Source organism: Rossellomorea sp. RS05 (assembly GCF_039822645.1).
Taxonomy (GTDB): domain Bacteria; phylum Bacillota; class Bacilli; order Bacillales; family Bacillaceae_B; genus Rossellomorea; species Rossellomorea marisflavi_B.
Window position 1 is genome coordinate 1 of sequence record NZ_JBDKWY010000001.1, and the last position, 23,502, is coordinate 23,502.

The 23,502-nt window shown below is 47.9% G+C and carries 20 protein-coding genes, 16 tRNA genes and 2 rRNA genes; 37 read left to right on the forward strand and 1 reads right to left on the reverse strand.

Annotated features, from left to right (window positions below; translation table 11 throughout):
* From ABJ225_RS00005 to ABJ225_RS00140, 28 genes are all read left to right on the forward strand, one after another.
* Positions 1-110, forward strand: a 23S ribosomal RNA gene (locus ABJ225_RS00005); the annotation flags it as partial.
* A 296-nt stretch (positions 111-406) separates the two neighbouring features.
* Positions 407-523, forward strand: a 5S ribosomal RNA gene (gene rrf, locus ABJ225_RS00010).
* Positions 524-530: 7 nt separating this feature from the next.
* Positions 531-605: transfer RNA gene (locus tag ABJ225_RS00015), tRNA-Asn, on the forward strand.
* Positions 606-611: 6 nt separating this feature from the next.
* Positions 612-704, forward strand: a tRNA-Ser gene (locus ABJ225_RS00020).
* Positions 705-709: 5 nt separating this feature from the next.
* A tRNA-Glu gene (locus ABJ225_RS00025) sits at positions 710-784 on the forward strand.
* A 22-nt stretch (positions 785-806) separates the two neighbouring features.
* A tRNA-Val gene (locus ABJ225_RS00030) sits at positions 807-882 on the forward strand.
* A 91-nt stretch (positions 883-973) separates the two neighbouring features.
* Positions 974-1,047 (forward strand) — tRNA-Met (locus ABJ225_RS00035).
* Between the two features lie 100 nt (positions 1,048-1,147).
* Positions 1,148-1,224 (forward strand) — tRNA-Asp (locus ABJ225_RS00040).
* 28 nt (positions 1,225-1,252) lie between these two features.
* Positions 1,253-1,328 (forward strand) — tRNA-Phe (locus ABJ225_RS00045).
* A 9-nt stretch (positions 1,329-1,337) separates the two neighbouring features.
* Positions 1,338-1,413, forward strand: a tRNA-Thr gene (locus ABJ225_RS00050).
* Positions 1,414-1,428: 15 nt separating this feature from the next.
* A tRNA-Tyr gene (locus tag ABJ225_RS00055) sits at positions 1,429-1,512 on the forward strand.
* A gap of 8 nt (positions 1,513-1,520) precedes the next feature.
* Positions 1,521-1,594 (forward strand) — tRNA-Trp (locus ABJ225_RS00060).
* 2 nt (positions 1,595-1,596) lie between these two features.
* Positions 1,597-1,672 (forward strand) — tRNA-His (locus ABJ225_RS00065).
* Between the two features lie 41 nt (positions 1,673-1,713).
* Positions 1,714-1,785, forward strand: a tRNA-Gln gene (locus tag ABJ225_RS00070).
* 4 nt (positions 1,786-1,789) lie between these two features.
* A tRNA-Gly gene (locus tag ABJ225_RS00075) sits at positions 1,790-1,864 on the forward strand.
* Between the two features lie 9 nt (positions 1,865-1,873).
* Positions 1,874-1,947 (forward strand) — tRNA-Cys (locus ABJ225_RS00080).
* Positions 1,948-1,965: 18 nt separating this feature from the next.
* Positions 1,966-2,050: transfer RNA gene (locus ABJ225_RS00085), tRNA-Leu, on the forward strand.
* A 3-nt stretch (positions 2,051-2,053) separates the two neighbouring features.
* Positions 2,054-2,127: transfer RNA gene (locus ABJ225_RS00090), tRNA-Gly, on the forward strand.
* 129 nt (positions 2,128-2,256) lie between these two features.
* Entirely contained in the window at positions 2,257-3,009 is a 753-nt protein-coding gene (locus ABJ225_RS00095; RefSeq protein WP_347317821.1) for an alpha/beta hydrolase, read from the forward strand.
* A 155-nt stretch (positions 3,010-3,164) separates the two neighbouring features.
* Positions 3,165-4,106 (forward strand): carbohydrate ABC transporter permease, encoded by a 942-nt coding sequence (locus ABJ225_RS00100; RefSeq protein WP_056538318.1) that lies wholly within the window; start codon positions 3,165-3,167, stop codon positions 4,104-4,106.
* Complete coding sequence (locus ABJ225_RS00105; RefSeq protein ID WP_218247873.1) at positions 4,106-4,933, forward strand: carbohydrate ABC transporter permease; 828 nt, start codon at positions 4,106-4,108, stop codon at positions 4,931-4,933. The genes ABJ225_RS00100 and ABJ225_RS00105 overlap by 1 nt, the downstream gene beginning before the upstream one ends.
* A gap of 96 nt (positions 4,934-5,029) precedes the next feature.
* Positions 5,030-6,274 (forward strand): ABC transporter substrate-binding protein, encoded by a 1,245-nt coding sequence (locus tag ABJ225_RS00110; protein WP_347317823.1) that lies wholly within the window; start codon positions 5,030-5,032, stop codon positions 6,272-6,274.
* 148 nt (positions 6,275-6,422) lie between these two features.
* The gene (locus ABJ225_RS00115) at positions 6,423-8,219 is read left to right on the forward strand and encodes a cache domain-containing sensor histidine kinase (protein WP_056538312.1); all 1,797 of its coding nucleotides are present in this window, start codon (positions 6,423-6,425) and stop codon (positions 8,217-8,219) included.
* Complete coding sequence (locus tag ABJ225_RS00120) at positions 8,197-9,774, forward strand: response regulator transcription factor (RefSeq protein WP_347317825.1); 1,578 nt, start codon at positions 8,197-8,199, stop codon at positions 9,772-9,774. The genes ABJ225_RS00115 and ABJ225_RS00120 overlap by 23 nt, the downstream gene beginning before the upstream one ends.
* The gene (locus ABJ225_RS00125; RefSeq protein WP_347319266.1) at positions 9,771-10,502 is read left to right on the forward strand and encodes a ThuA domain-containing protein; all 732 of its coding nucleotides are present in this window, start codon (positions 9,771-9,773) and stop codon (positions 10,500-10,502) included. The genes ABJ225_RS00120 and ABJ225_RS00125 overlap by 4 nt, the downstream gene beginning before the upstream one ends.
* Positions 10,499-11,521, forward strand: coding sequence for a Gfo/Idh/MocA family protein (locus tag ABJ225_RS00130; RefSeq protein WP_347317827.1), 1,023 nt, complete (start codon positions 10,499-10,501; stop codon positions 11,519-11,521). The genes ABJ225_RS00125 and ABJ225_RS00130 overlap by 4 nt, the downstream gene beginning before the upstream one ends.
* 17 nt (positions 11,522-11,538) lie before the next feature.
* Positions 11,539-12,579, forward strand: a complete 1,041-nt coding sequence (locus ABJ225_RS00135) for a Gfo/Idh/MocA family protein (RefSeq protein ID WP_079515703.1) — start codon at positions 11,539-11,541, stop codon at positions 12,577-12,579.
* Positions 12,580-12,591: 12 nt separating this feature from the next.
* The gene (locus ABJ225_RS00140; protein ID WP_347317829.1) at positions 12,592-13,560 is read left to right on the forward strand and encodes a sugar phosphate isomerase/epimerase family protein; all 969 of its coding nucleotides are present in this window, start codon (positions 12,592-12,594) and stop codon (positions 13,558-13,560) included.
* Positions 13,561-14,044: 484 nt separating this feature from the next.
* Here ABJ225_RS00140 and ABJ225_RS00145 read toward each other — a convergent pair whose 3' ends face one another.
* Positions 14,045-14,722, reverse strand: coding sequence for a B3/B4 domain-containing protein (locus tag ABJ225_RS00145; protein ID WP_347317831.1), 678 nt, complete (start codon positions 14,720-14,722; stop codon positions 14,045-14,047).
* 83 nt (positions 14,723-14,805) lie between these two features.
* On the opposite strand from ABJ225_RS00145, the gene queG reads away from it, so the two are divergent.
* From queG to ABJ225_RS00190, 9 genes are all read left to right on the forward strand, one after another.
* A complete protein-coding gene (gene queG, locus ABJ225_RS00150) occupies positions 14,806-15,939 on the forward strand; it encodes a tRNA epoxyqueuosine(34) reductase QueG (protein WP_347317833.1) in 1,134 nt (377 codons plus the stop codon).
* Positions 15,940-16,009: 70 nt separating this feature from the next.
* Positions 16,010-16,873, forward strand: a complete 864-nt coding sequence (locus ABJ225_RS00155; protein ID WP_347317835.1) for an amidase domain-containing protein — start codon at positions 16,010-16,012, stop codon at positions 16,871-16,873.
* 60 nt (positions 16,874-16,933) lie between these two features.
* Positions 16,934-17,407 (forward strand): tRNA (uridine(34)/cytosine(34)/5-carboxymethylaminomethyluridine(34)-2'-O)-methyltransferase TrmL, encoded by a 474-nt coding sequence (gene trmL / locus ABJ225_RS00160; RefSeq protein WP_347317837.1) that lies wholly within the window; start codon positions 16,934-16,936, stop codon positions 17,405-17,407.
* 87 nt (positions 17,408-17,494) lie between these two features.
* Positions 17,495-18,244, forward strand: a complete 750-nt coding sequence (nfsA, locus tag ABJ225_RS00165) for an oxygen-insensitive NADPH nitroreductase (protein ID WP_053427697.1) — start codon at positions 17,495-17,497, stop codon at positions 18,242-18,244.
* A gap of 329 nt (positions 18,245-18,573) precedes the next feature.
* Positions 18,574-20,469: a PrkA family serine protein kinase gene (locus ABJ225_RS00170; RefSeq protein WP_056538275.1), complete on the forward strand. Its 1,896-nt coding sequence runs from the start codon at positions 18,574-18,576 to the stop codon at positions 20,467-20,469.
* A 109-nt stretch (positions 20,470-20,578) separates the two neighbouring features.
* Positions 20,579-20,746, forward strand: coding sequence for a hypothetical protein (locus ABJ225_RS00175; RefSeq protein WP_201303138.1), 168 nt, complete (start codon positions 20,579-20,581; stop codon positions 20,744-20,746).
* A 63-nt stretch (positions 20,747-20,809) separates the two neighbouring features.
* The gene (locus ABJ225_RS00180; protein ID WP_156183351.1) at positions 20,810-20,980 is read left to right on the forward strand and encodes a hypothetical protein; all 171 of its coding nucleotides are present in this window, start codon (positions 20,810-20,812) and stop codon (positions 20,978-20,980) included.
* Between the two features lie 662 nt (positions 20,981-21,642).
* On the forward strand, positions 21,643-22,803 hold the full coding sequence (gene yhbH / locus ABJ225_RS00185) for a sporulation protein YhbH (protein WP_481900600.1): 1,161 nt from the start codon (positions 21,643-21,645) through the stop codon (positions 22,801-22,803).
* Between the two features lie 167 nt (positions 22,804-22,970).
* On the forward strand, positions 22,971-23,456 hold the full coding sequence (locus ABJ225_RS00190) for an STAS domain-containing protein (protein ID WP_347317842.1): 486 nt from the start codon (positions 22,971-22,973) through the stop codon (positions 23,454-23,456).
* Positions 23,457-23,502: the final 46 nt, after the last annotated feature.

Consider the following 23,502-nt stretch of genomic DNA (forward strand, 5'->3'; position numbering starts at 1 on the left):
TCACTTTATGTGAGTAAGATCCCTGAAAGATGATCAGGTAGATAGGTCAGAGGTGGAAGTGTGGCGACACATGGAGCTGACTGATACTAATCGATCGAGGACTTAACCAAATGAAAAAGCGGAGGCGGCTCGTTCAGAGACGACAAGCATTTCTGAGCCAGCAGTTGACGGTGTTCCTTACCGTCGGCTGATGGATCCGAAATGACCTCGAGTCTCTAGCCGCCGGAGCTGGATTAATAGCGCAGGCGCATCGCGTCTCCCGGACTGGACGATACGCCGGTAATGATTGACTATCAACCCTTTATCTAGTTTTCAGGGAATAAGTATACATAAAGTATAAAAAAACCTTGAAATTACCGCGAAGATGCGGTATAATAATACTTGTCCTTTTGAAGGACGCACATAGTCTGGTGACATTGGCGAAGAGGTCACACCCGTTCCCATGCCGAACACGGAAGTTAAGCTCTTCAGCGCCGATGGTAGTTGGGGGATCTCCCCCTGCGAGAGTAGGACGTCGCCAGGCGGTACATTCCACAGTAGCTCAGTGGTAGAGCTATCGGCTGTTAACCGATCGGTCGCAGGTTCGAGTCCTGCCTGTGGAGCCATTATATGGAGAGCTGTCCGAGTGGCCGAAGGAGCACGATTGGAAATCGTGTAGGCGGTTTATAGCTGTCTCAAGGGTTCAAATCCCTTGCTCTCCGCCATATAAGGCCCGTTGGTCAAGCGGTTAAGACACCGCCCTTTCACGGCGGTAACACGGGTTCGAATCCCGTACGGGTCACCATTTTCAAACAGAAAGAATCAGTGGAGGATTAGCTCAGCTGGGAGAGCATCTGCCTTACAAGCAGAGGGTCGGCGGTTCGATCCCGTCATCCTCCACCATTGTTTTTTCACGAAGCGAAGCGTAGTGAAAATAACGTTCCATGCGTTCTTGAACTTAACAGGTTAAAGAATGGAATCAAACTTTTATTGTCGCGGGGTGGAGCAGTTCGGTAGCTCGTCGGGCTCATAACCCGAAGGTCGCAGGTTCAAATCCTGTCCCCGCAATACCGTTTTGATCCGAGAGGATTGGGATGTAGTGACATTGATAGCATATTTGCTATTAAAAGAACATTGATCTTTATTTTCGCTAATGCGAAAAAAAGTTGGTCCGGTAGTTCAGTTGGTTAGAATGCCTGCCTGTCACGCAGGAGGTCGCGGGTTCGAGTCCCGTCCGGACCGCCATTTTTCATTTTTAATAAAAATATGCAATGGCTCAGTAGCTCAGTTGGTAGAGCAATGGACTGAAAATCCATGTGTCGGCGGTTCGATTCCGTCCTGAGCCACCATTTTTTTGTGCCGGTGTAGCTCAACTGGTAGAGCAACTGACTTGTAATCAGTAGGTTGGGGGTTCAAGTCCTCTTGCCGGCACCACTGATTTTTTTAGCTGGAGGGGTAGCGAAGTGGCTAAACGCGGCGGACTGTAAATCCGCTCCTTCGGGTTCGGCAGTTCGAATCTGCCCCCCTCCACCATTTAGTACAGGGGCATAGTTTAACGGTAGAACGAAGGTCTCCAAAACCTTTGGTGCGGGTTCGATTCCTGCTGCCCCTGCCATGGCGATTGTGGCGAAGTGGTTAACGCACCGGATTGTGGTTCCGGCATTCGTGGGTTCGATTCCCATCAGTCGCCCCATATTTTTGTCACATTTTTCTCTGTGTGTCATATACTAACAGTGGGCTATAGCCAAGCGGTAAGGCATCGCACTTTGACTGCGACATGCGTTGGTTCGAATCCAGCTAGCCCAGTAGTGCGGAAGTAGTTCAGTGGTAGAACACCACCTTGCCAAGGTGGGGGTCGCGGGTTCGAATCCCGTCTTCCGCTCCATAGAAAAATGGCGGCATAGCCAAGTGGTAAGGCAGAGGTCTGCAAAACCTCTATCACCGGTTCAAATCCGGTTGCCGCCTCCATATTGTTTTTAGACGCTTGCCGGTGTGGCGGAATAGGCAGACGCGCACGACTCAAAATCGTGTTCCGTAAGGAGTGCCGGTTCGACCCCGGCCACCGGTACCATAAGCGGGTGTAGTTTAATGGTAAAACCTCAGCCTTCCAAGCTGATGTCGTGGGTTCGATTCCCATCACCCGCTCCATCTTACATATTCAGACTTCCAACAGATTTGTTGGAAGTCTTTTTTTGTAATGCAGGAGAGAATATCTGGAAACCCCATCCGTCTCCTTATATACTGGACATAACGTATAGATCATTAGGGGGAAAACGTATGAACATTCAATCTATCCAGTTGAGCAGCAACCCGCAATCGACGCTTACAGCTTATTTATTGGATACAACCAAGCGTATGAAAAACATTACCACCCGTCCTGCCGTTCTGATCCTGCCGGGAGGAGGGTATTACTATACATCCGACCGGGAGGCAGAGCCTGTAGCCATGGCATACTTGTCAGAAGGCTATCATGCATTCACCCTACGTTATTCGGTAGGAGAAGCCAAGAGGTTTGAAGATTCATTCAGGGATGCTGAGGAAGCTTTAGCTTATATCAGGAATCATGCCTCTGAATTAGGAGTGGATCCTGAGCGTATCGCGGTAGTCGGCTTTTCCGCTGGGGGGCATCTGGCCGCTTCGCTGGGTACCATGGGTACCTACAGACCGAGAGCCCTGATCCTTGGGTATCCTTGTATTCTTTCAAACCTTGAGGATGTGCTGGCATTCTCGGTGCCATCCCTCGAAGAGAAAGTTGATGGGAACACACCTCCTAGCTTTTTGTTTTCAACTTTTGAAGACCGGATTGTACCAGTTGAACATACGGTGGAATTCATAAGGGCCCTCACCCGTGCTGGCGTCCCCTTTGAATCTCATATTTTTCAGCATGGTGTACACGGACTTTCCCTAGGGAAGCCTTTGTCATCGGCTGGACAGCGTTCAATGGTAGACGATGATTTCTCACAGTGGTTCCAGCTCAGCATCTCCTGGCTCCACCGATTGATGGGAGACTTCCCCCTAGACCGTGAATAATAGATATAACTCACTCCCGCTTTACTCAGGCGGGGGTCTTTTTTTTGATCCCTAAAGAGGTCAATATCGTGCCCCATCCATGTCAACTCAGTTGACTATAAAAAGTAAGCGTTTACATTATAATGAAAAAAAGCGCGACCGAAGGGGGAGAAGAGATGGAACCAAAGATAGAGACGGGACCGGTCAGGCCAGAAGCACAGCTGAAGCCTGTTCCTAAAAAAGGACTTAAATGGAAGAACATATTGACCTATAGTGCCTTCGTGGGTCCGGCACTAGTGTTCTTCCTGGTTATTCAGATCATCCCATTCTTGATGGGACTGTATTATTCATTTACATCTTGGAACGGGGTCAGTTCAGCTGTGGAGTGGGTTGGATTCGATAATTATATCCGGATATTCACCGATGATCAGGTGTTCTTCCAATCCTTTATGTTCACAACGAAGTTCATGTTTGCCGCAGTGGTGATCAGCAATGTGATCGGGTTCGGGTTTGCCCTTCTCTTGAATGCCGCCTTGAAGACGAGGAATATCCTGAGGACCGTATTCTTCTTGCCGAATGTCATCGGAGGCCTGCTGCTTGGATTCATCTGGCAGTTCATCTTTGTAAAAGGGTTTGCTTCGTTGGGAAATGCAACCGACCTTTCTCTGTTCAAGATGCCTTGGCTTGGAGATGAGAAGACCGCTTTCTGGGGCATCGTCATCGTCTTCGCTTGGCAGATCAGCGGTTATATGATGGTCATATATGTAGCAGCCCTGCAAGGTGTCGATACATCTTTGTTGGAAGCAGCAAAAATTGATGGTGCATCGAACTGGACGCTGTTGACAAGGATCATTGTTCCCCTCATCCTGCCGGCTTTCACGATTTGCTTCTTCCTGACGATTTCCATGGCATTCAAGATCTTTGATCTGAATATATCCCTGACAGGCGGGGGACCATTCAACTCCACCCAGTCTGTAGCCATCAATATTTATCAAGAAGCATTCCAGAATAACCGGTACGGTCTCGGTACAGCCAAATCGATCCTGTTCTTTGTCATCGTCGCCGTATTCACTACCGTCCAGGTGATGATCACGAAGAGGAAGGAGGTCCAGGCATGATGAACAACCGCTATACAAAAAGGACGTTCCTGCTCGAAATTGTCGCAATCGCACTGGCCATCGTCTTCATGATTCCCTTTTACTTCGTACTGGTGAATTCGGTCAAACCGTTCGCAGCCATCTTGATCGATGCAGCGGCCTGGCCGGAAGAGTTCATGTTTTCAAACTATGCAAGGGTGTGGGAGATCATTCAGTTCCCCCGTGCCTTCATGAACTCCTTCATCATCACCACGATCAGTAACATCGGTCTTGTTCTGATTTCCTCCATGGCCGCATGGAAAATGGTCAGGACTCCGGGGAAGTTCAGTAAGGTCCTATTCATCTTATTTGTATCAGCCATGGTCATTCCTTTCCAAACGGTCATGATTCCCCTGATGAAGGTAGGTGGGACACTGGGTCTGACTAACAGTATACCGGGATTGATCCTCATGTATTTCGGTTTCGGCGTCCCTCTGTCGCTATTCCTGTACCATGGCTTTGTCAAGACGGTGCCGGTAGAGATCGAGGAGTCGGCCATGATGGATGGATGCAGTTCATTCGGTGTCTTCTGGAGGATTGTCTTCCCCCTATTGAAGCCTATCACCGTCACCGTCGTCATTCTGAATACGCTCTGGATATGGAATGATTATCTTCTTCCGCTCCTGGTTCTGCAGGATGCAGAGCTCCGTACGATCCCGCTTGCTGCCAGCTCATTCTTTGCACAGTATACAAAGCAATGGGACATGGGACTTGCCGCTTTGGTCCTCGGGATCACACCGGTCATCATTTTCTTCCTGTTCCTTCAGAAGCATATCATTAAAGGGATTGCATCAGGATCAATCAAGTAGATATAAACTTTCTGTATATTCCATGCAGAAAATTATATAAAATTTATAAGAAGAATGGGGAGGTCGAATCTAGTGAAACGTATTCTGCTGTTAAGCATGTCGTTGATTCTGGTGTTTGGGATCATTGCAGGCTGTTCATCCAAAGGCTCTTCGGGTTCAGGAGGGAAGAGTGACGGGGATGTGGTGACCCTGAATTTCTTCCAATTCAAGGTTGAAATCGCCGATCAACTTCAAGAAATGATCAAGGAATTTGAAGCAGAGCATCCGAATATTAAAATCAAGCTTGAGACGGTAGGAGGAGGTGCGGACTACGGTGCAGCGTTGAAAGCGAAATTCGCTTCCGGAGAGGAACCGGATATTTTCAACAATGGAGGTTTCAAGGAGCTTGATCTCTGGAAAGAGAAGCTTGCAGACCTTTCAGGTGAGCCGTGGGTCGATCATGTTCTTCCAATCGGTAAAGTCCCGATGACTGATGAGGATGGCAAGCTATACGGGATGCCGGTCAACCTAGAAGGGTACGGGTTCATTTATAACAAAGATCTTTTCGAAAAAGCAGGTATAAAGGAAACACCAAAAACTATCGACGAACTGAATGATGCAGCAAAGAAATTGAAAGCCAAGGATATCACGCCGTTTTCAGCCGGTTATGGCGAATGGTGGGTCATCGGACAGCATCTGCTGAATATCCCGTTTGCCCAGCAGGAGGATCCCGATGCGTTCATCAAAGGATTATATGATGGAACAGAAACATTCAAGGATAATGACAAGTTTAAAGAGTTTAAGAGTGTACTGGATGCAGAAATCAAGAATGCCAACGATAATCCACTGACGACGGATTATAACACCCAGGTGACGCTCTTTGCATCAGGGGAAACTGCGATGCTTCAGCAAGGGAACTGGACAGAAAATATGATCACCGAAGTCAATCCTGATATCAACATGGGCTTCCTGCCGATTCCACTGGACAATGATGAGAGTGCCGACCGTCTTCCTGTAGGGGTACCGAACAACTGGGTACTCAATAAAAACTCCAAGCATCTGGATGAAGCGAAGATGTTCCTGGAGTGGATGGTTTCATCTGAAACAGGTAAACGTTATATCACAGAAGAGTTTGCCTTCATTCCGGCTTTCGATAACATCGAACCGAATGGATTGGGAGACCTTGGTGAATCCATCCTGACGTACTCGAAGGATGAGAAGACAATCCCTTGGACATGGTTCCAATGGCCGGATGGAGCGAATAAGGAATTCGCTGCTACCATTCAGGAATATGCTGCAGGCAAGATCGATTATGATACAGTCCTGGATCGATTCCAGAAAACATGGGATAACCTGAAGTAAGAGAGGAATGGAAAGCACTGGTCATGGGTGCTTTCCATTTTTTATCCCCTCTATCAGTATTTTAAAATATTTTTTTAGAAAACCCTTTCAAATAGGAGGAGGGAAGATTTATACTATTTTATAAGCAAGTTTCGGGGGGCCTGGACCGATGTTGAAGGGAAGCATCCGCAATAAGCTCATTTTCTTATTGATGATTACGACGATCCTGCCCTTTGGCTCTTCGATCATTGTCACCTATCTCTATACAAAGGATTCCATGGAAGACCAGGTGGTGAAAGAGAGCAGCAACTTGCTTTACCAGGGGAAGGTGAATCTTGAAGGCTATATCGGAGAATTGAATGATTTGTCCCTCTCCCTCTATAACAATCCAGACTTTATCAATTATATGAAATCCCCCGACAAAGACCATGGCTATCTGACCATCGGGATGGTGAAGAATGTAATGCAGACCATCCTTTACACTGGTGATACGATCAACGGGGTCAAGATTTCTTTTCTTGACGAAGACCGGTTCATCTCGGCAACCAGGCGGACCAATGTCGTATTCTCAAGGGGGATACCCGAAGAAGATGAGGCTTCTTTTCTGAAGGCTGCCCAGAGTCCATTCAATATGTATATTGAACCTGCTTATAGCCAGCAGGAGGAGAAAATCAGGCGCTCAAAGGAAATCGTGACGATCCATCGTGCATTCCGGAACATCCCGGATAATGACGTCCTTGCCTACATATCACTCGATATCGCTCCGGATAAAATCATCGATCTCAGCCGTAATATGTACAATAGTGAATCTGAAGAGTTTTATGTTCTATCACCGCATGGGGATATGATCTACAGTTCCGATGCCGAGATATCGGATAAGCAGCAATGGATTCAAGAGGTCATCGGTGAAGAGAAAGAGGCGGGAACCATCGAGTGGAAGAGGGATGACTTCAATGGGGTGATCATGTACGATCGCCTGTCACCTTCTGCAGGAGGGTGGTTCCTCGTCAAACGTGTTGCTTATGCAGATTTATATGAAAGCGCTTTTAATGTAGCGAAGATCAATATCCTCTTTGGGGTCATCGGGCTTGGGCTGGTGGTCTTGGCCACCCTGTTTGTTTCATTCAGGATCACCTCACCCATCCGTGGGCTCCTGCAGTCCATCCAGCAGGTTGAAAGCGGTAATATGAAGGTGAAGGCCGAGACATATAGCGAGGATGAAATCGGGGTCCTGAGCAGAAGGTTTCATCAAATGGTAGACAGGATCAATCAACTTATCAACCGGGAGTATAAGCTTGAGCTTGAGAACCGCACCAGTCAATTGAAGATGCTCCAGTCACAGATCAATCCGCACTTTCTGTACAATGCACTCCAATCAATCGGTACACTCGGCTTGAAGAATCATGTCCCGCACATTTACTCCCTTGTGACCCATCTTTCTAAAATCATGAGATACGGGATGGATATGCAGGAAGACGTCGTTCCCCTTCATAAGGAAATCACCTATGCGACTGCTTATCTTCTCCTGCAGAAAGAACGCTTCGGAGATCAGCTCAGATACGACATCCTTGTTCATGAAGACGTAAAGGAAGTCTCCGTCCCCAAGATGATCCTGCAGCCCATCATAGAAAACTACTTCAAGCATGGTTTCGACGTGAGAAACGGGGCAGGCGTCATTACCCTGGATTGCCGACGTGAAGAAGATCAGCTGATCATCATGGTGAAGGATAATGGGGGAGGCATTCCGGAACAAAGGCTTGAAGAGATTGAAAAGCAATTGTACGACCCATCAAAAAAGACAGAAGGGCATATCGGATTGAAAAACGTGTATGTTCGATTGGAGCTGTACTATGGCGGGAAGGCTGCTCTTTTGCTGAAGAATCTGGATGAGGAAGGATTCATGGTTAGAATCGAAGTACCGCTGCAATGGGAGGGTGATGCCGATGAAAGCCATCATCGTGGATGATGAGAAGCACGTGCGGGAGGGGTTGATCCTCCTTGCTGATTGGGCAGTCCATGGAATCGATACGGTCATGGAAGCAGAGGATGGGGAGGAAGCCGTCGAACTGATCCAAAAGCACCGTCCGGAAATCATCTTCACTGATATGCGCATGCCCAAGAGAGACGGAATCAGCCTGTTGAAATGGATCCACACGGCAGGTATCCGAAGTAAAACCATCGTCGTAAGCGGACATGATGACTTTGAATTGATGAGGAATGCCATTCATTATAAGAGCTTCGATTATCTCTTGAAGCCCATCGAGCCCGATATACTGAATGAAACCCTCGAGAGGGCTGTGAAGGAATGGAGAGATCATCGTCGTTCGGAAGCGGAGGAGAAGCAGGCCATGAACGAAGTGAAACCCCGGTACTGGGATCACTTGCTTTCGACTCTGTGCCGTCAATCCTTTGTCCCTCCTTCAGCGGAGAAGGAATTTCTCAAGGAGCATGGACGATCGCTGGTGGACTGTGAAAAGCGTATTGCAATCTTTTCAGTGAAACCCATGATCCGACACGTCTTTCAAGGCGATCGCGAACTGACGGTTTTTACAGTGATGAATATTTGCAATGAGTGGCTCAGGAGCAAGGATATCGGTGTCTGTTTCCGCCATACACATTCAGATGATGAGATTGCCATCCTCCTCTGGGATATAGATGATGCAGAGAGCAGGCTCCGTCAATTGACCGAGCGAATCTATCAATATAGCAGTGTGCAGATCACCATGGCCATCGGGATGGTTTCCACCCGAATGCATGATGCCTATCAAGCAGCACTGGCCATCCACTTTGGAAAAGATTTGACCAGGAAGGCGGCGGTTGTATCCAAGATTCAGAGGAAGTCAGAGCTTCCCCACCTTTTCGATTATGCGGCGGAGTTGAAGCTTCTCATCCAAGCTGGAGATAAAGATAAGCTCTCATCCAAAGTACTGATGATCATGGATGCCTTAAATAGGAAAGAGGGACTTACCCTTGCCCGCCTGAAGGAGTGGGATGATCAGTTCAACCTCCTCCGGTCAAATTGGCTCAAAGAGTACGGCATATCCCTCGAAAGAAAATCGGAGGAATCGGACTATTGGGGAAGGGACGGATCTTTTTTGGTTGATCGGTTCAAAGAGGATAAAAGAAAAGACTTTCTTGAACTCATCGACTGTCTGTCGAACATCAGGTATCAGAAAGAAAAGAACCCAATGCAGGAAGTGGAGCAATTCTTGATGAAGCATTACGTGGAAGAAGTAAGCCTTCAGGAAATCGCCGACCGATTCTATCTGAGCAGGGAGTACATCTCCCGCAGATTCAAACAGGAATACGGAGTGACCATTACGGATTATCTGACATCGGTCAGGGTGGAGAAGGCAAAGCAGCTCTTATCCAATCCTTACGTGAGAATCTATCAGGTTGCTCACGATGTGGGATTCCAGAATGAGAAATATTTCAGCAAGGTATTCAAGAAGCATACAGGAGCAACACCGGCACAATTTAGGCAATCGCTTGCACAACAACAAATGGAGGGAATCGAATAATGAATGTTACAGTTTGGAACGAAAACCGTCATGAACAACAGAATCCAGTGGTAAGGGAGATCTACCCTAAAGGAATACACGGAGCAATCGCTTCTTTCCTGGAAGAGGCATTCAATGTGAGGACAGCCACATTGGATGAATCCGAGCATGGCCTGACGCAGGAGGTTCTTGATGGAACAGACGTATTGATCTGGTGGGGGCATCTTGCCCACGGGGAAGTGAGTGACGAAGTAGTAGATAGAGTGAAGCAGCGGGTACTGGATGGAATGGGTCTGATTGTTCTTCACTCCGGTCACTTCTCGAAAATCTTCAAAACTCTCATGGGCACTTCTTGTGATTTGAAATGGCGTGAAGCCGATGAGAAGGAACGAATCTGGATCGTGGATCCATCTCATCCGATTGCAGAAGGGGTCGGGGAAAGCATTGAGCTTGAGAAAGAGGAGATGTACGGCGAACACTTTGACATCCCGGCGCCGGATCAGCTCGTGATGGTGAGCTGGTTTGAAGGAGGAGAAATCTTCAGGAGTGGATGTACGTATCAGCGTGGGAACGGGAAGATCTTCTACTTCCGTCCAGGGCATGAAACGTATCCTACCTATTACCATCAAGACGTTCAAAAGGTGATTGCGAATGCAGTGAAGTGGGCTGCCCCAGTGAACCGGAACCGACCTATCTATGGAAATGCACAACCACTTGAAACGATCAAAGCGAAGGAGGAAGCAAAATGAAACCATTGAAGATTGGTGTGATCGGATGCGGCAGCATTGCGAAACATCGGCATATTCCTGAATATATGGCCAATGAACACGCAGAAATCGTGGCGGTTTGCGATATCGTAAAAGACCGTGCCGAAGAGATGGCAGACCAGGTTGGTGCAAAAGCGTATACGGATTACAAAGACTTGTTGAAGGATGAGTCGATTGAAGCGGTGAGCGTCTGTACGCCGAATGCCCTTCATGCTCCGATATCCGTTGATGCACTGAAGGCAGGGAAGCATGTGCTATGCGAAAAGCCGATGGCCACTTCCACTGAAGAAGCGGAAGCCATGATTGTGGCAGCCAATGAAGCCGGTCGAAAACTGATGATTGGACACAATCAGCGATTTGTCCCATCTCACCAAAAAGCAAAAGAGCTCATTTCCAAAGGAGAAGCCGGAAAGATTTACAGCTTCCGCACCGCATTCGGTCACGGCGGTCCTGAAGGCTGGAGCGTGGATGGAAAGGATAGCTGGTTCTTCAAAAAAGAAGAAGCCTTCATTGGTGCTATGGGTGATCTTGGGGTCCATAAAACGGATCTTATGCGATATATCCTCGGTGAAGAATTCGTGGAAGTAGGCGCATTCGTTGAAACGTCATCCAAAGAAAATGCAGATGTCGATGATACGGCCGTATGCGTGTTGAAAACGGAGAGCGGGACCATCGGGACCCTTGCTGCAAGCTGGTCCTATCAAAAGGAAGATAATTCGACCGTCATTTATGGTGAAAAAGCCGTCCTTCGACTTGAAGAAGATCCTGTCAATTCCCTTGTCGTCCAGTATTCAACGGGTGAGGTCGTCAAATATGAACTGGGCGGGATCCAGACGAACGATGACGGCGGTCAGTCTGCATCGGGAGTCATCGATCGATTCGTGACGTCAGTCGTAGAGGACGTTCCAGCAGCTGTCCCAGGTGAAGAAGCCATGAAATCACTTCAGGTGGTCCTGGGAGCCCTTGAATCAAGTAAAACCAAACAGATCATCAGACTGTAAGATAAGGAGTTTCAGCCATGACAAAGCTCAAAATGGGAATCATCGGCGCCGGGGGAATCGCCCAGGGCCGCCATATTCCTGCTTATAAAAAACTGTCAGATATCGTGACCATTACAGCGGTGAGCGATCTTAACCCGGCAACCGCTGCGGGAGTCGCAAAGGAGCACGCCATTCCCCATGTTTTCAGCGATTATCATGACATGTTCGACGTTGTGGATGCCGTCACCATCTGCACCCCAAATAAGTTCCATGCGGAAATCAGCATAGCCGCGCTGAATGCAGGAGTACATGTTTTCTGTGAAAAGCCCATGGCGATGACCGTGACGGAATGTGAAGCCATGATCGATGCATCCAGAAAATCAGGGAAACTCCTCGGAATTGCATATCATTACCGGTTCATGAAGGATTCCATCGCTGCAAAAAGGGTCATTACTGAAAACGAAATCGGCGAGCCGATCGTAGCAAGGGCGCGTGCAATACGACGTCGCAAAGTACCGGGCTGGGGCGTATTCACCAACCGGGAGCTTCAGGGAGGAGGGAGCCTCATCGATTACGGATGCCATTTCCTCGACCTTTCCTTATGGCTTCTTGGCAATCCGATCCCGGTTGAAGTGACTGGTACTGCTTATAACAAGCTCTCTCGCATGCCTGGACAGGTGAATCAGTGGGGGGACTTCGATCGGGAAAACTTCGAGGTGGATGATCATGTGACAGCCTATATCAAATTTGATAATGGTGCATCCATGTTGTTCGAGACATCCTGGTCGGCCAACGTCAAGTCGGATGAAGAGAGCATGAGCATCTCAGGTGAAATCGGGGGGATCGACCTTTTCCCATTCCAGATGAATCAGATGAAGCACGGCATGCTCCTGAATAGTGAGGCGGATTGGATACCCGGTGACGATGATGCGGGCATCCCCCAGGCGATGAATTTCATCAAGAGCTGCTTAGGCGATGAAGAGCTTATAGTAAAACCGGAAGAAGCACTGCAGGTTTCAGCCATAATCGAAGCCATCTATAAAAGCAGCGAAACGGGGAAAAGCATCACATTAAGATAGGAGGAAACATATATGAAGCTCGGAGTATTTACTGTATTATTTTCTGAAAAGAGTTTTGAAGAGATGTTGGACTATGTGAAGGAAGCGGGGCTCCATTCCGTGGAGATCGGTACGGGCGGTTATCCAGGTAACGCCCACTGTGACCTCGACGCTCTACTCGAGAGTGAAGAGAAACGCAGTGAGTATGCTGAGAAAGTGAAGTCAAGGGGACTGGAAATCAGTGCTTTCAGCTGTCATGGAAACCCACTTACGCCTGACAAATCATTTGCAGAAGAATCCCATAGAGCCCTTGAGAAGACCATCCGTCTTGCCGGTCTGATGAACGTACCTGTTGTGAACTGCTTCTCCGGTACGGCAGGGGATCATGAAGGAGCGAAGCATCCCAACTGGCCCGTCACTCCGTGGCCGAATGAGTACGGCGATATATTGACATGGCAGTGGGAAGAGAAATTGATCCCGTACTGGAAGGAGATGGGGAAACTCGCAGAAGAAAATGGCGTGAAGATCGGTCTTGAGCTTCATGGCGGGTTCCTTGTACACACCCCGTACACCCTTCTGAAACTAAGGGAAGAAACGAGTAAAGCCATCGGTGCCAATCTCGATCCGAGTCATCTGTGGTGGCAGGGGATTGATCCCGTTGCCGCCATCAAGATCCTCGGCCAAAAAGATGCGATCCATCACTTCCATGCAAAAGATACGTACATCGACCAGGACAACGTCAACATGTACGGTCTAACAGATATGCAGCCATACGGAAACGTAAGGAGCAGGGCATGGACGTTCCGTTCAGTCGGATGTGGTCATGGGTTGCAGGAATGGTCCGACATGATGAGCACCCTTCGTACGTATGGGTATGACTACGTTGTCAGCATCGAACATGAAGACCCGATCATGTCGATTGAGGAAGGCTTCCTCCGTGCAGTGAAGAACCTGAAGTCGGTCCTAATCGAGGAGACACCGTCTGATATGTGGTGGGTGTAAGCCCGCGGTGGCTAAGATCACTCTTTGCACGGAAAGTGGCAGACTAAGAATATGTGAGTAAGAAAGAAAACTCCTTTGTGGAACCATTCTACAAAGGAGTTTTTTATTGAAGACTAGTGTCATTCTTGTAGTGGAAAGTTTGCAGTGTATTTTACATATTAGAGAGGATAAGGTAGCAGTGAGGATTGCCTTAACGCAAGTAAATCCTCGGTTGAATAGTAAATGACTGGCTTCCTAACATTGCTCAAATTTCTATAGCCTTTTGCATCACCAAAGAGTGTATTGAAGCGGAAGGGACTTGACTCCTACGGGAAAAGAGGGATGATCGAGACCCCGCAAGAATGAGGAGGCTCGACTTCCTCCCCGTGGAAAGCAAGTCCCTGGAGTGAAAAGGAACGGTCTATGTTCCTCCCAATACCCTATAAAAAAGGACAAAACCAAAAGGCAAAAATCACCTATCATGGTTTTGTCCAATGGAGTACTATCAATAATCCGTCGTGACGACCGTATGTGTGGCTTCACCGCCGTGGATGCCGATGAACATTTCCTCGAGGGAAGAAGTAAGCTGATCGCATTCGTCCGATGACAGTGAAGGTCTCATGTAGATGATCTGAACAGCCTCCGTTGTCTTCTCATCGACAGGCGCACGTGCCGAGTCCACAAACGGACTTCCAAATGGACCCGACCCATCGCAAGCAATGATCAGACCTTCAAGTGAATTGTCCCTGCCGTTCAGCCCTTTGTACGATTCTCCGGGCCCCCCTACGCGCAGGGTGAGGGAGTTGCCGTCCACCTTGTTCCAGTCGTATACTCCGACGGGCACCTGATAGCGGAGGGAAAAGAAATTATTGAGGTCGATAGCCGAATTGATCGTACCTAGATAATTCTGTTTCCCGATTCTCCTGTAGAGCGCCTCAGCTGAATGACGGTAGCGGTTGGGATCTTTTCCGGTCTTCCTGAATACATCTCGCCATTCGCTGATCCCCGGAAAGTCCGTCACGCTTTGATCCTGAAGGTCAAAGTAAATGGACTCTTGAAAAAGCTGAAGACGCCCTTTGAGCATCTGTGGGGATTCCCCGACCTCGATGCCCCTATAGTGAATGATCCCTGCCTTGAAATCGGGGACCTTTTCTTTCAATGTTGAATCAATGATGATTTCCACTTCATTTCCCTCCACATTTCGTTTGAAATAGTTTATCATAGTACAATGCATTCATGCGAACGAGAGAAAGGAGGCAGATGAACATGGACATGGAACAGTTGAAGTCGGATATCATTTCCTATAGTAAAACGATCGGCATCGATAAGATCGGCTTTACTACGGCGGATACATTCACGGAAATGAAGAATCGCCTCATTCGTCAGGAAATGGCGGGGTACCAATCGGGTTTTGAAGAACCGGACATCGAAAAGCGTGTTGACCCGTCCCTCACATTCGATCAACCCCGATCCATCATTGCCATCGCCCTTGCCTACCCTTCAAGGATGAAGGACGCCCCAAGGAGCAAGAGGGGTGAACGTAGGGGGATCTTCTGCAGGGCTTCCTGGGGAACGGACTACCATCATGTCCTAAGGGATCGGTTGAAGAAGCTCGAAGAATACATCGTGTCCCGTATACCTGAGGCACGGTTCAGGTCCATGGTGGACACAGGAGAACTCGTGGACCGAGCAGTATCAGAACGGGCGGGTATTGGATGGAGCGGGAAGAACTGCTCGATCATTACACCTGAATTCGGTTCGTACGTCTACCTTGGGGAGATGATCACCAATCTACCCTTTTCACCGGACAAGCCCATTGAAGACGGCTGCGGCACCTGCAATAAATGTGTGGATGTATGTCCGACTGGCGCCCTGATAGAGGGGGGCAGGCTCGATGCTCAGAAGTGCATTGCATTCCTGACGCAGACAAAGGGATTCCTTAAGGATGAGTACCGGGTCAAGCTGGGTAATCGGATTTACGGATGCGATACATGTCAGACGGTATGTCCTGAGAATAAGGGAAAAGACTTTCACCTCCATGAGGAAATGGAGCCGGATCCTGAAGTGGCCAAACCGCTCTTGAAGCCGCTTCTGACGATTTCAAACCGGGATTTCAAGGAAACATACGGTCACATCTCCGGTTCTTGGAGGGGGAAGAAGCCCATCCAGAGAAACGCCATCATTGCACTTGCACATTACAAAGATGAAACCGCAATCCCTGATCTGATAGGGGTTTTGAAGAATGATGTCCGTCCTGTCATGAGGGGAACCTCGGCCTGGGCCCTCGGGAAAATCGGTGGACAGGAAGTGGAAGAAGCGTTGAAACATCAGATCGAGAAGGAAGCGGACCCCGAAGTACTGGCAGAAATTCAAAAGGGTCTCCATTTGATGACAGAATAGAAGCCGCCCTTAAGGGAGCGGCTTCTTTTTGTTTCCTTCACCGCATACCCATTAGGGAGGAGGGGAGCGTATGATCAGAAGGGTATTAATGGGGAACATCGGGGTCGTGATCAATGATTTCACTTCAAGCAGTCACTCGGAGTTCGAGAAGGTCAATCGCAAGAAGGAGTCCTTCAGGAAGCGTGAGGCATTGCTGCTCAAGGTGGGAGCGACTGGAAGGATCCATACCATCGACAAACAAAGGGACGATACAGAAAAGGTCACTTATTCTGTTCACTATACGTATTTCATCAAGCATGGAGATCACTACTATCTTGAAGAGGAAGTGGAAAACCGGAGAGCTGTTCATTATGGCGGAGTGATCTATGAAGACGTGGAAGAGCCCATTCCTGCCATGGAGCCTGGTGTAGATGAGGAGGTGTCGGGAGAAGGGGAAAGGCTCGAATATCACTATGATCGCCATGCTGCCGTTCAATACGCTGAAAAATGGTGGAACAGCTATAACCCTGCCTTTAAAAAGTTCGAGAACGACTGTACGAATTTCATTTCACAGTGCCTTCATGCAGGGGATGCCCCCATGAGGGGATACCCGACCAAGGGAAAAGGGTGGTGGATGAGGAATCAGAGCTGGAGCTACAGTTGGACCGTCGCCCATTCCCTGCGGCAGTATATCCCGAATTCATCCGTGGGACTCCGAGGGAAGCTGGTGGACTCTCCCGATAAGCTGAAACTTGGGGATGTGATTTGCTATGATTTCGAAGGGGACGGACGGTTCGATCATACGACCATCGTGACGGGGAGGGATGCAGACGGGATGCCACTGGTGAATGCCCACACGTATAATTGCCGCATGAGGTACTGGAACTACGAGGATTCCACCGCTTACACCCCCAACATCAAGTATAAATTCCTGACGATCATGGACGATCGCTGACAACCTTTTTATAATAGTGGTATAATGTCATCTATAGTTTTAAGAATGAGGTGACAACACTTGGGAGTACATGTTGTTTTATATCAACCGGAAATCCCCGCCAATACGGGGAATATCGCACGTACGTGTGCAGCCACTGATACGACGCTCCACCTGATCCGTCCACTTGGTTTTTCCACGGACGATAAGATGCTGAAGCGTGCAGGGTTGGATTATTGGGAATTCGTTGAGATCATCTATTATGATTCCTTGGAGGAATTCTTCGAAAAGAACGCTGATGGGGAGTTCTTTTATCTGACCAAATACGGTAAGATCCCCCATACAACGTTCGACTACAGCGATGTAGAGAAAGATCATTATTTCATCTTTGGAAAAGAGACGACTGGTCTTCCCGATGAGATAATCGAACAGAATATGGACCGTGCGCTGCGGATTCCGATGAATGGGAATGTGCGCTCATTGAACCTGTCCAATACTGCGGCGATCCTCGTGTATGAGGCCCTTCGTCAAAAAGGGTACCCCGGACTCAATTGATGCGGGTTGAATGAAAGGAATGAAAATCAAATGATTTTCATTCCTTTTTTCGTTTGGTTTATACTAATAATCAAGGAGATGATACTAATGAATGAAACAATAGAAACGATACTCAAGCACCGTTCCATCCGACAGTTTACGGATCAAACCTTGACTGATGAGGAAATCCGTACGATTGTAGGCTCTGCTCAGGCTGCAAGCACGTCTAGCTACATACAGGCATATACGATCATCGGGGTGAAGGACCCTGAGAAGAAGAAGAAACTCGCCGAGCTCGCCGGGAATCAATCCTATGTAGAGCATAACGGTCACTTCTTCGTTTTCTGTGCCGACCTCCATCGACATGAAAAGATCGGTGAGTGGGAAGGAGCCGATGTGGTTCCGACACTTGAAAGTACCGAAAAATTCATGGTGGCCCTCATCGATGCGGCATTGGCCGCGCAAAACGCATCGCTTGCGGCAGAATCCATGGGTCTTGGTATCTGCTATATCGGCGGGATCCGCAACGATCTTGAACAAGTAAGTGAAGTACTGAATCTTCCCGACCGGGTCGTTCCGTTGTTCGGTCTTGCAGTGGGACACCCTGCACATGAATCCGACGTGAAACCGAGGCTTCCATTTGAAGCCATCTATCATGAAGATGGATATGAACGGGATGAAGAGAAGATGAAGGATACATTGAAAGAGTACGATGATACCATTTCTTCCTATTACCACGCCCGTACCGCTGGGAAACGATCCGACCGCTGGAGCGGCCAGATGGCCAATATGCTTTCGAACAGACCCCGCATGTATATGAAGGAGTTTGTGGAGAAAAAAGGATTCAATAAGCGATGAAACAAAAAAACTGACCGATGGGGTCAGTTTTTTTGTTTAGTTGGAGCCGGGCTTGTCATTGTAGCCTGCAGTGAAAATTGCAGTCAAGAAAGCCAAGGATACTCCTAAAATCAAAATAAAATTCATTTCAAGACCTCCCAAGATGAACTTGTCATACAGTCTGGTTTTAGTATAGCCTATTTTACAAATGTTGTGAACTTTTTTTTGGAAACGCGTTCAGTAGCATTCCTTAATTCCCCTTGATAAATCCTATCTTCTTAACATGTTCAGAGGAGGATGAGCATAGAGTATATTAATCGTCTCTCAACAAGTGACAAGGGGAGGTCCTTATGGATATCTTAAAAAGAATTGAACATTTTCGAGAAGAAGAAGAAAAGCTGAAATGGGAAGGGACGTTTGCACAGTACCTGGATCTACTGAAAGAAAAACAGTGGGTCGGTCAGTCAGCACATTCACGGGTTTTTAATATGATCAAAGACGCAGGCGTGGAGGATATAGAAGGCAAGCGGAAGTACAATTTCTTCAGTGATCAATTATTTGGTCTAGAGGAAGCACTCGAACGCCTGGTAGAAGAATATTTTCATCCGGCGGCGAAGCGGCTGGATGTCCGTAAGCGGATCCTTCTTCTGATGGGTCCTGTCAGTGGAGGAAAGTCGACCCTGGTGGCGATGTTGAAACGGGGTCTGGAACAATACTCAAGATCCGAACGAGGAGCGGTCTTCTCCATCAAAGGTTGTCCGATGCATGAAGATCCGCTTCATCTCATTCCTCAGCATCTCCGGGAGGAATTCTTTGAAGAATATGGCATCCGGATCGAGGGGAATCTATCCCCGCTTAATACCATGAGGCTCGAGAAGGAGTACCACGGACGCATCGAGGATGTGCAAGTGGAAAGGGTTTTTTTCTCTGAAGATAAACGTGTCGGTATCGGGACATTCAGTCCGTCCGATCCTAAATCCCAGGATATTGCCGATTTGACGGGCAGCATCGATTTCTCGACCATTGCTGAGTATGGATCCGAATCTGATCCGAGGGCGTACCGCTTCGACGGGGAGCTGAACAAAGCAAACCGTGGACTGATGGAGTTCCAGGAGATGCTGAAATGTGATGAAAAGTTCCTGTGGCATTTATTATCCCTGACACAGGAAGGGAATTTTAAAGCCGGACGATTTGCGTTGATTTCTGCAGATGAACTGATTGTGGCCCACACGAATGAAACGGAGTACCGCTCCTTTATTGCGAATAAGAAGAATGAGGCCCTTCACTCAAGGATCATCGTCATGCCGGTTCCGTATAATCTCAAAGTCACACAGGAAGAAAAAATTTATGAAAAAATGATCAATGAGAGCGATGTGAATAATGTCCATGTGGCCCCACATACTCTGAGGGTGGCAGCCATGTTCACGATTCTGACGCGCTTGAAAGAACCGAAACGCGGAGATATCGACCTCATCAAAAAAATGCGCCTGTACGACGGCGAGAGTGTCGAAGGATTCAACTCGGCCGACGTTGATGAAATGAAAAAAGAGTATCAGGATGAAGGAATGAGCGGAATTGATCCACGGTATGTGATCAACAGAATCTCCTCTACCATCATCCGGAAAGAAGTGCCGACGATCAACGCATTGGATGTCCTCCGTGCACTCAAGGAAGGACTGGATCAGCATCCGTCCATCACAGCCGAGCTTCGGGAGAAATACCTGAACTTCATATCACTTGCCCGAAAAGAATACGATGACATTGCGAAGAAAGAAGTACAGAAAGCCTTTGTGTACTCGTATGAAGAATCGGCCAAGACCCTCATGGATAACTATCTCGATAATGTCGAAGCGTATTGCAACAAGGCGAAGCTCCATGATCCGCTCACCGGGGAAGAAATCAATCCGGATGAAAAACTCATGCGCTCCATCGAAGAACAGATCGGGATCTCTGAAAATGCGAAAAAAGCGTTCAGGGAAGAGATCCTCATCAGAATTTCCGCCTATGCACGTAAAGGGAAGCGGTTCGACTACAATTCCCATGATCGCCTGAGGGAAGCCATCCAGAAGAAACTTTTTGCCGATCTGAAAGACGTTGTGAAGATCACGACATCTTCCAAGACGCCTGATGAGCAACAGCTGAAAAAGGTCAATGAAGTCGTGGCGAGACTCATCGATGAGCACGGATATAATTCAACAAGTGCCAATGAGCTCCTTCGCTATGTAGGAAGTCTCCTGAATCGTTAAAAGGTGAGCCGTCGGCCAAGTGCCGTCGGCTTTCTTAATCATTTGAATCTCTAACTCATCGGTTTAGAAACCACCATTACGGGAAATTTAGTAATAGAGGTGAAGACGGATGAAAAAAAATCATGAACAAGAACCTGAGAATGGTTCAATGGCTGGTAACATGGAAGAGATGGAGCAGCTCGGAAAGCAGATGGAACGGCTCCGCACGAATGAGGAACTAAAGGAAGATAATAAGCAGCCCGACCCCGTACAATTTAAAGATAAAGATAAAAGTTGAAAGAATAATCAGAATATAGTAAGCTGAATTCAAAGCTGGTATTCTTCGAAGGAAGGTGAAGGGATGTCCACACATGACAAACCGATCTTGCAGGAAGAACCTTTTAACGGTACGATGGCCAACAATCTGGATGAAGTCATAAGACTGGGAAAACAGATGGAAAAGCTCCGTTCAAGTGAAGAACTCAAGCTGAATAATCGTCAGTCAGACCCGGCTCAATATGAAGAAGGATGAACAGGTGAGAAAGTACGCCTGTTTTTTTGTTGTCCGGTGGTAGGGTTGCTGGGAATAGCATAAGTATGCACTAGGGGTTTGTACGTAGGGCTGGTCAGGTCCTGCCGCCTCCGCATTTCTTGATGTCCAGCTCCAGGGGCTTGAGGCTCGAGGTCATAAGCTGGTCTGGTCAAAAAGGCAAAGGACGCCTTTCCGCCCATTCCATCTTATGCTTGTCGCCTCAGGGCAAGCCCCCTCCGCTTTTCTCGATGTCTAGCTCCGGCGGGTTGACCCTCGAGGTCATAAGCCAAGCAACCCAAAAAGGCAAAGAACGCCTTTCCGGGTCACTCGTCTTATGCTTGTCGGGTCAGATCGACCCGCCTCCGCTTTTCTTGATGTCCAGCTCCAGGGGCTTGAGGCTCGAGGTCATAAGCTGGTCTGGTCAAAAAGGCAAAGGACGCCTTTCCGCCCATTCCATCTTATGCTTGTCGCCTCAAAGCAAGCCCCCTCCGCTTTTCTATCATTGTCGAAATTATTTGTAAATTTATCGATGCTTTTGCATAGGATAGAGTAATCCCCGTTTCTCTTATGACGGGAAAAATGAGTGCGGGCAGCCATCATAGTGTATGCACCGATACTGCTATATGTGATAAAAAGATAAGGAGGGGAAACGTTTGAGCCAGATGGAAAATCATCAATTTGTCATTTCCAAAGAAGATTGGGCCCTCCACCGTAAAGGTCATGACGATCAACAGCGTCATCAGGAAAAAGTACAGGATGCAATCAGGAATAATCTTCCGGATTTGATCACAGAAGAAAACATCGTCATGTCTAATGGAAGAGACGTTGTGAAGATACCGATCCGGTCATTGGATGAATACAAGATCCGCTATAATTATGATAAAAACAAGCACGTCGGCCAGGGTGATGGAGAAAGCCAGGTGGGGGATGTTGTTGCCAGGGATGGGAACCCTCAACAAGGGCCCGGAAAAGGGAAAGGGGCAGGGGACAAAGCCGGTGAAGATTACTACGAAGCCGAGGTCTCCCTCATGGAAATTGAAGATGCTCTTTTTAAACAGCTTGAACTGCCGAACCTGAAGAAAAAGGAGCAGGACGTGCAGACGGTGGAACATATTGAATTCAACGATATCCGCAAGACGGGCCTGATGGGCAATATTGATAAAAAGAAAACCATGATGTCGGCATTCAAAAGGAACGCCATGACGGGGACACCTGGATTCCATCCGATTACACGGGAGGATCTGAAGTTCCGGACGTGGAATGAAGTGCTGAAGCCGGAATCCAAGGCTGTTGTACTGGCCATGATGGATACAAGCGGATCTATGGGGGTTTGGGAAAAGTATATGGCCAGAAGTTTCTTCTTCTGGATGACGCGCTTCCTCAGGACGAAATATGAAACGGTGGAGATTGAGTTCATCGCCCACCACACCGAGGCAAAGGTCGTTTCTGAAGAACACTTCTTTTCAAAGGGGGAAAGCGGAGGGACGATTTGCTCGTCCGCCTACCGGAAGGCTTTGGAGCTCATCGACTACAAATATGCACCGAGCAGGTATAATATTTATCCATTCCACTTCTCCGATGGAGATAATCTCACATCTGATAACGTCAGATGCGTCAAACTGGTGGAGGAGCTTATGAAGGTATCGAGTATGTTCGGGTATGGGGAAGTGAATCAGTATAACCGCCACTCGACCTTGATGTCGGCATATAAAAACATTAAGAACGAAGATTTCCGTTATTATATCTTGAAGCAGAAAGCGGATGTTTTCCATGCGATGAAAAGCTTCTTTCACAACTCAGGTGACAAAGCAGCACTTGCTTGATCGAAGACCAGCCGGGCTGGTCTTCTTTTTTGGTCGAACGTTCAATCATGTATCTTTTCCCAGAGTAGAAATTTTCCAGAGGTCCCGGTACATTTGGATAGAAACTTTACATAGGGTAGTGCTACACTAGTCATAGCGTAAAAAATATGTTCATGTGAGGTTACAGTATGAGTGTGGAGACACAGGAAATCGTTAAGCTAAAAGAAGAGGTCCAGGAATTGAAAAGAAAACTGGAGGAAGCAGAGCGAGAAATCACGGATATTTCGGCACCTGTCATTCCTTCCATCGTTCCTGAAACCATTCTCATCCCAATCATGGGAAGACTGTCCCAGGAAAGGTTTGAGGCCATCATCACGAAAATCCTGGATGTATCCTATAATCAGGACATCAATACGATCATCATTGATTTTTCCGGTATAAGGGATAAGGACATCGGTGAGACTGACGTGTTCGGCATGAATATTCATAATATGGCCAAAGCGGTACAGCTTATGGGAATCGAAATCCTTTTCGTCGGGTTCACCCCGTCCCTTACCCAGATCGTGATTCAATCAGATGTAAGGGAAGTCGGGCAGATCAAAAGCTTTCTTAGTTTCAAAACGGCTCTGCAGTACCTGATGAGTGAAAAGAGTCTTTCCTTCCAAGAAAAATGATGCGAACCAGCCGCGGCTGGTTCTTTTTAGTGGATGGAGTCCTGAC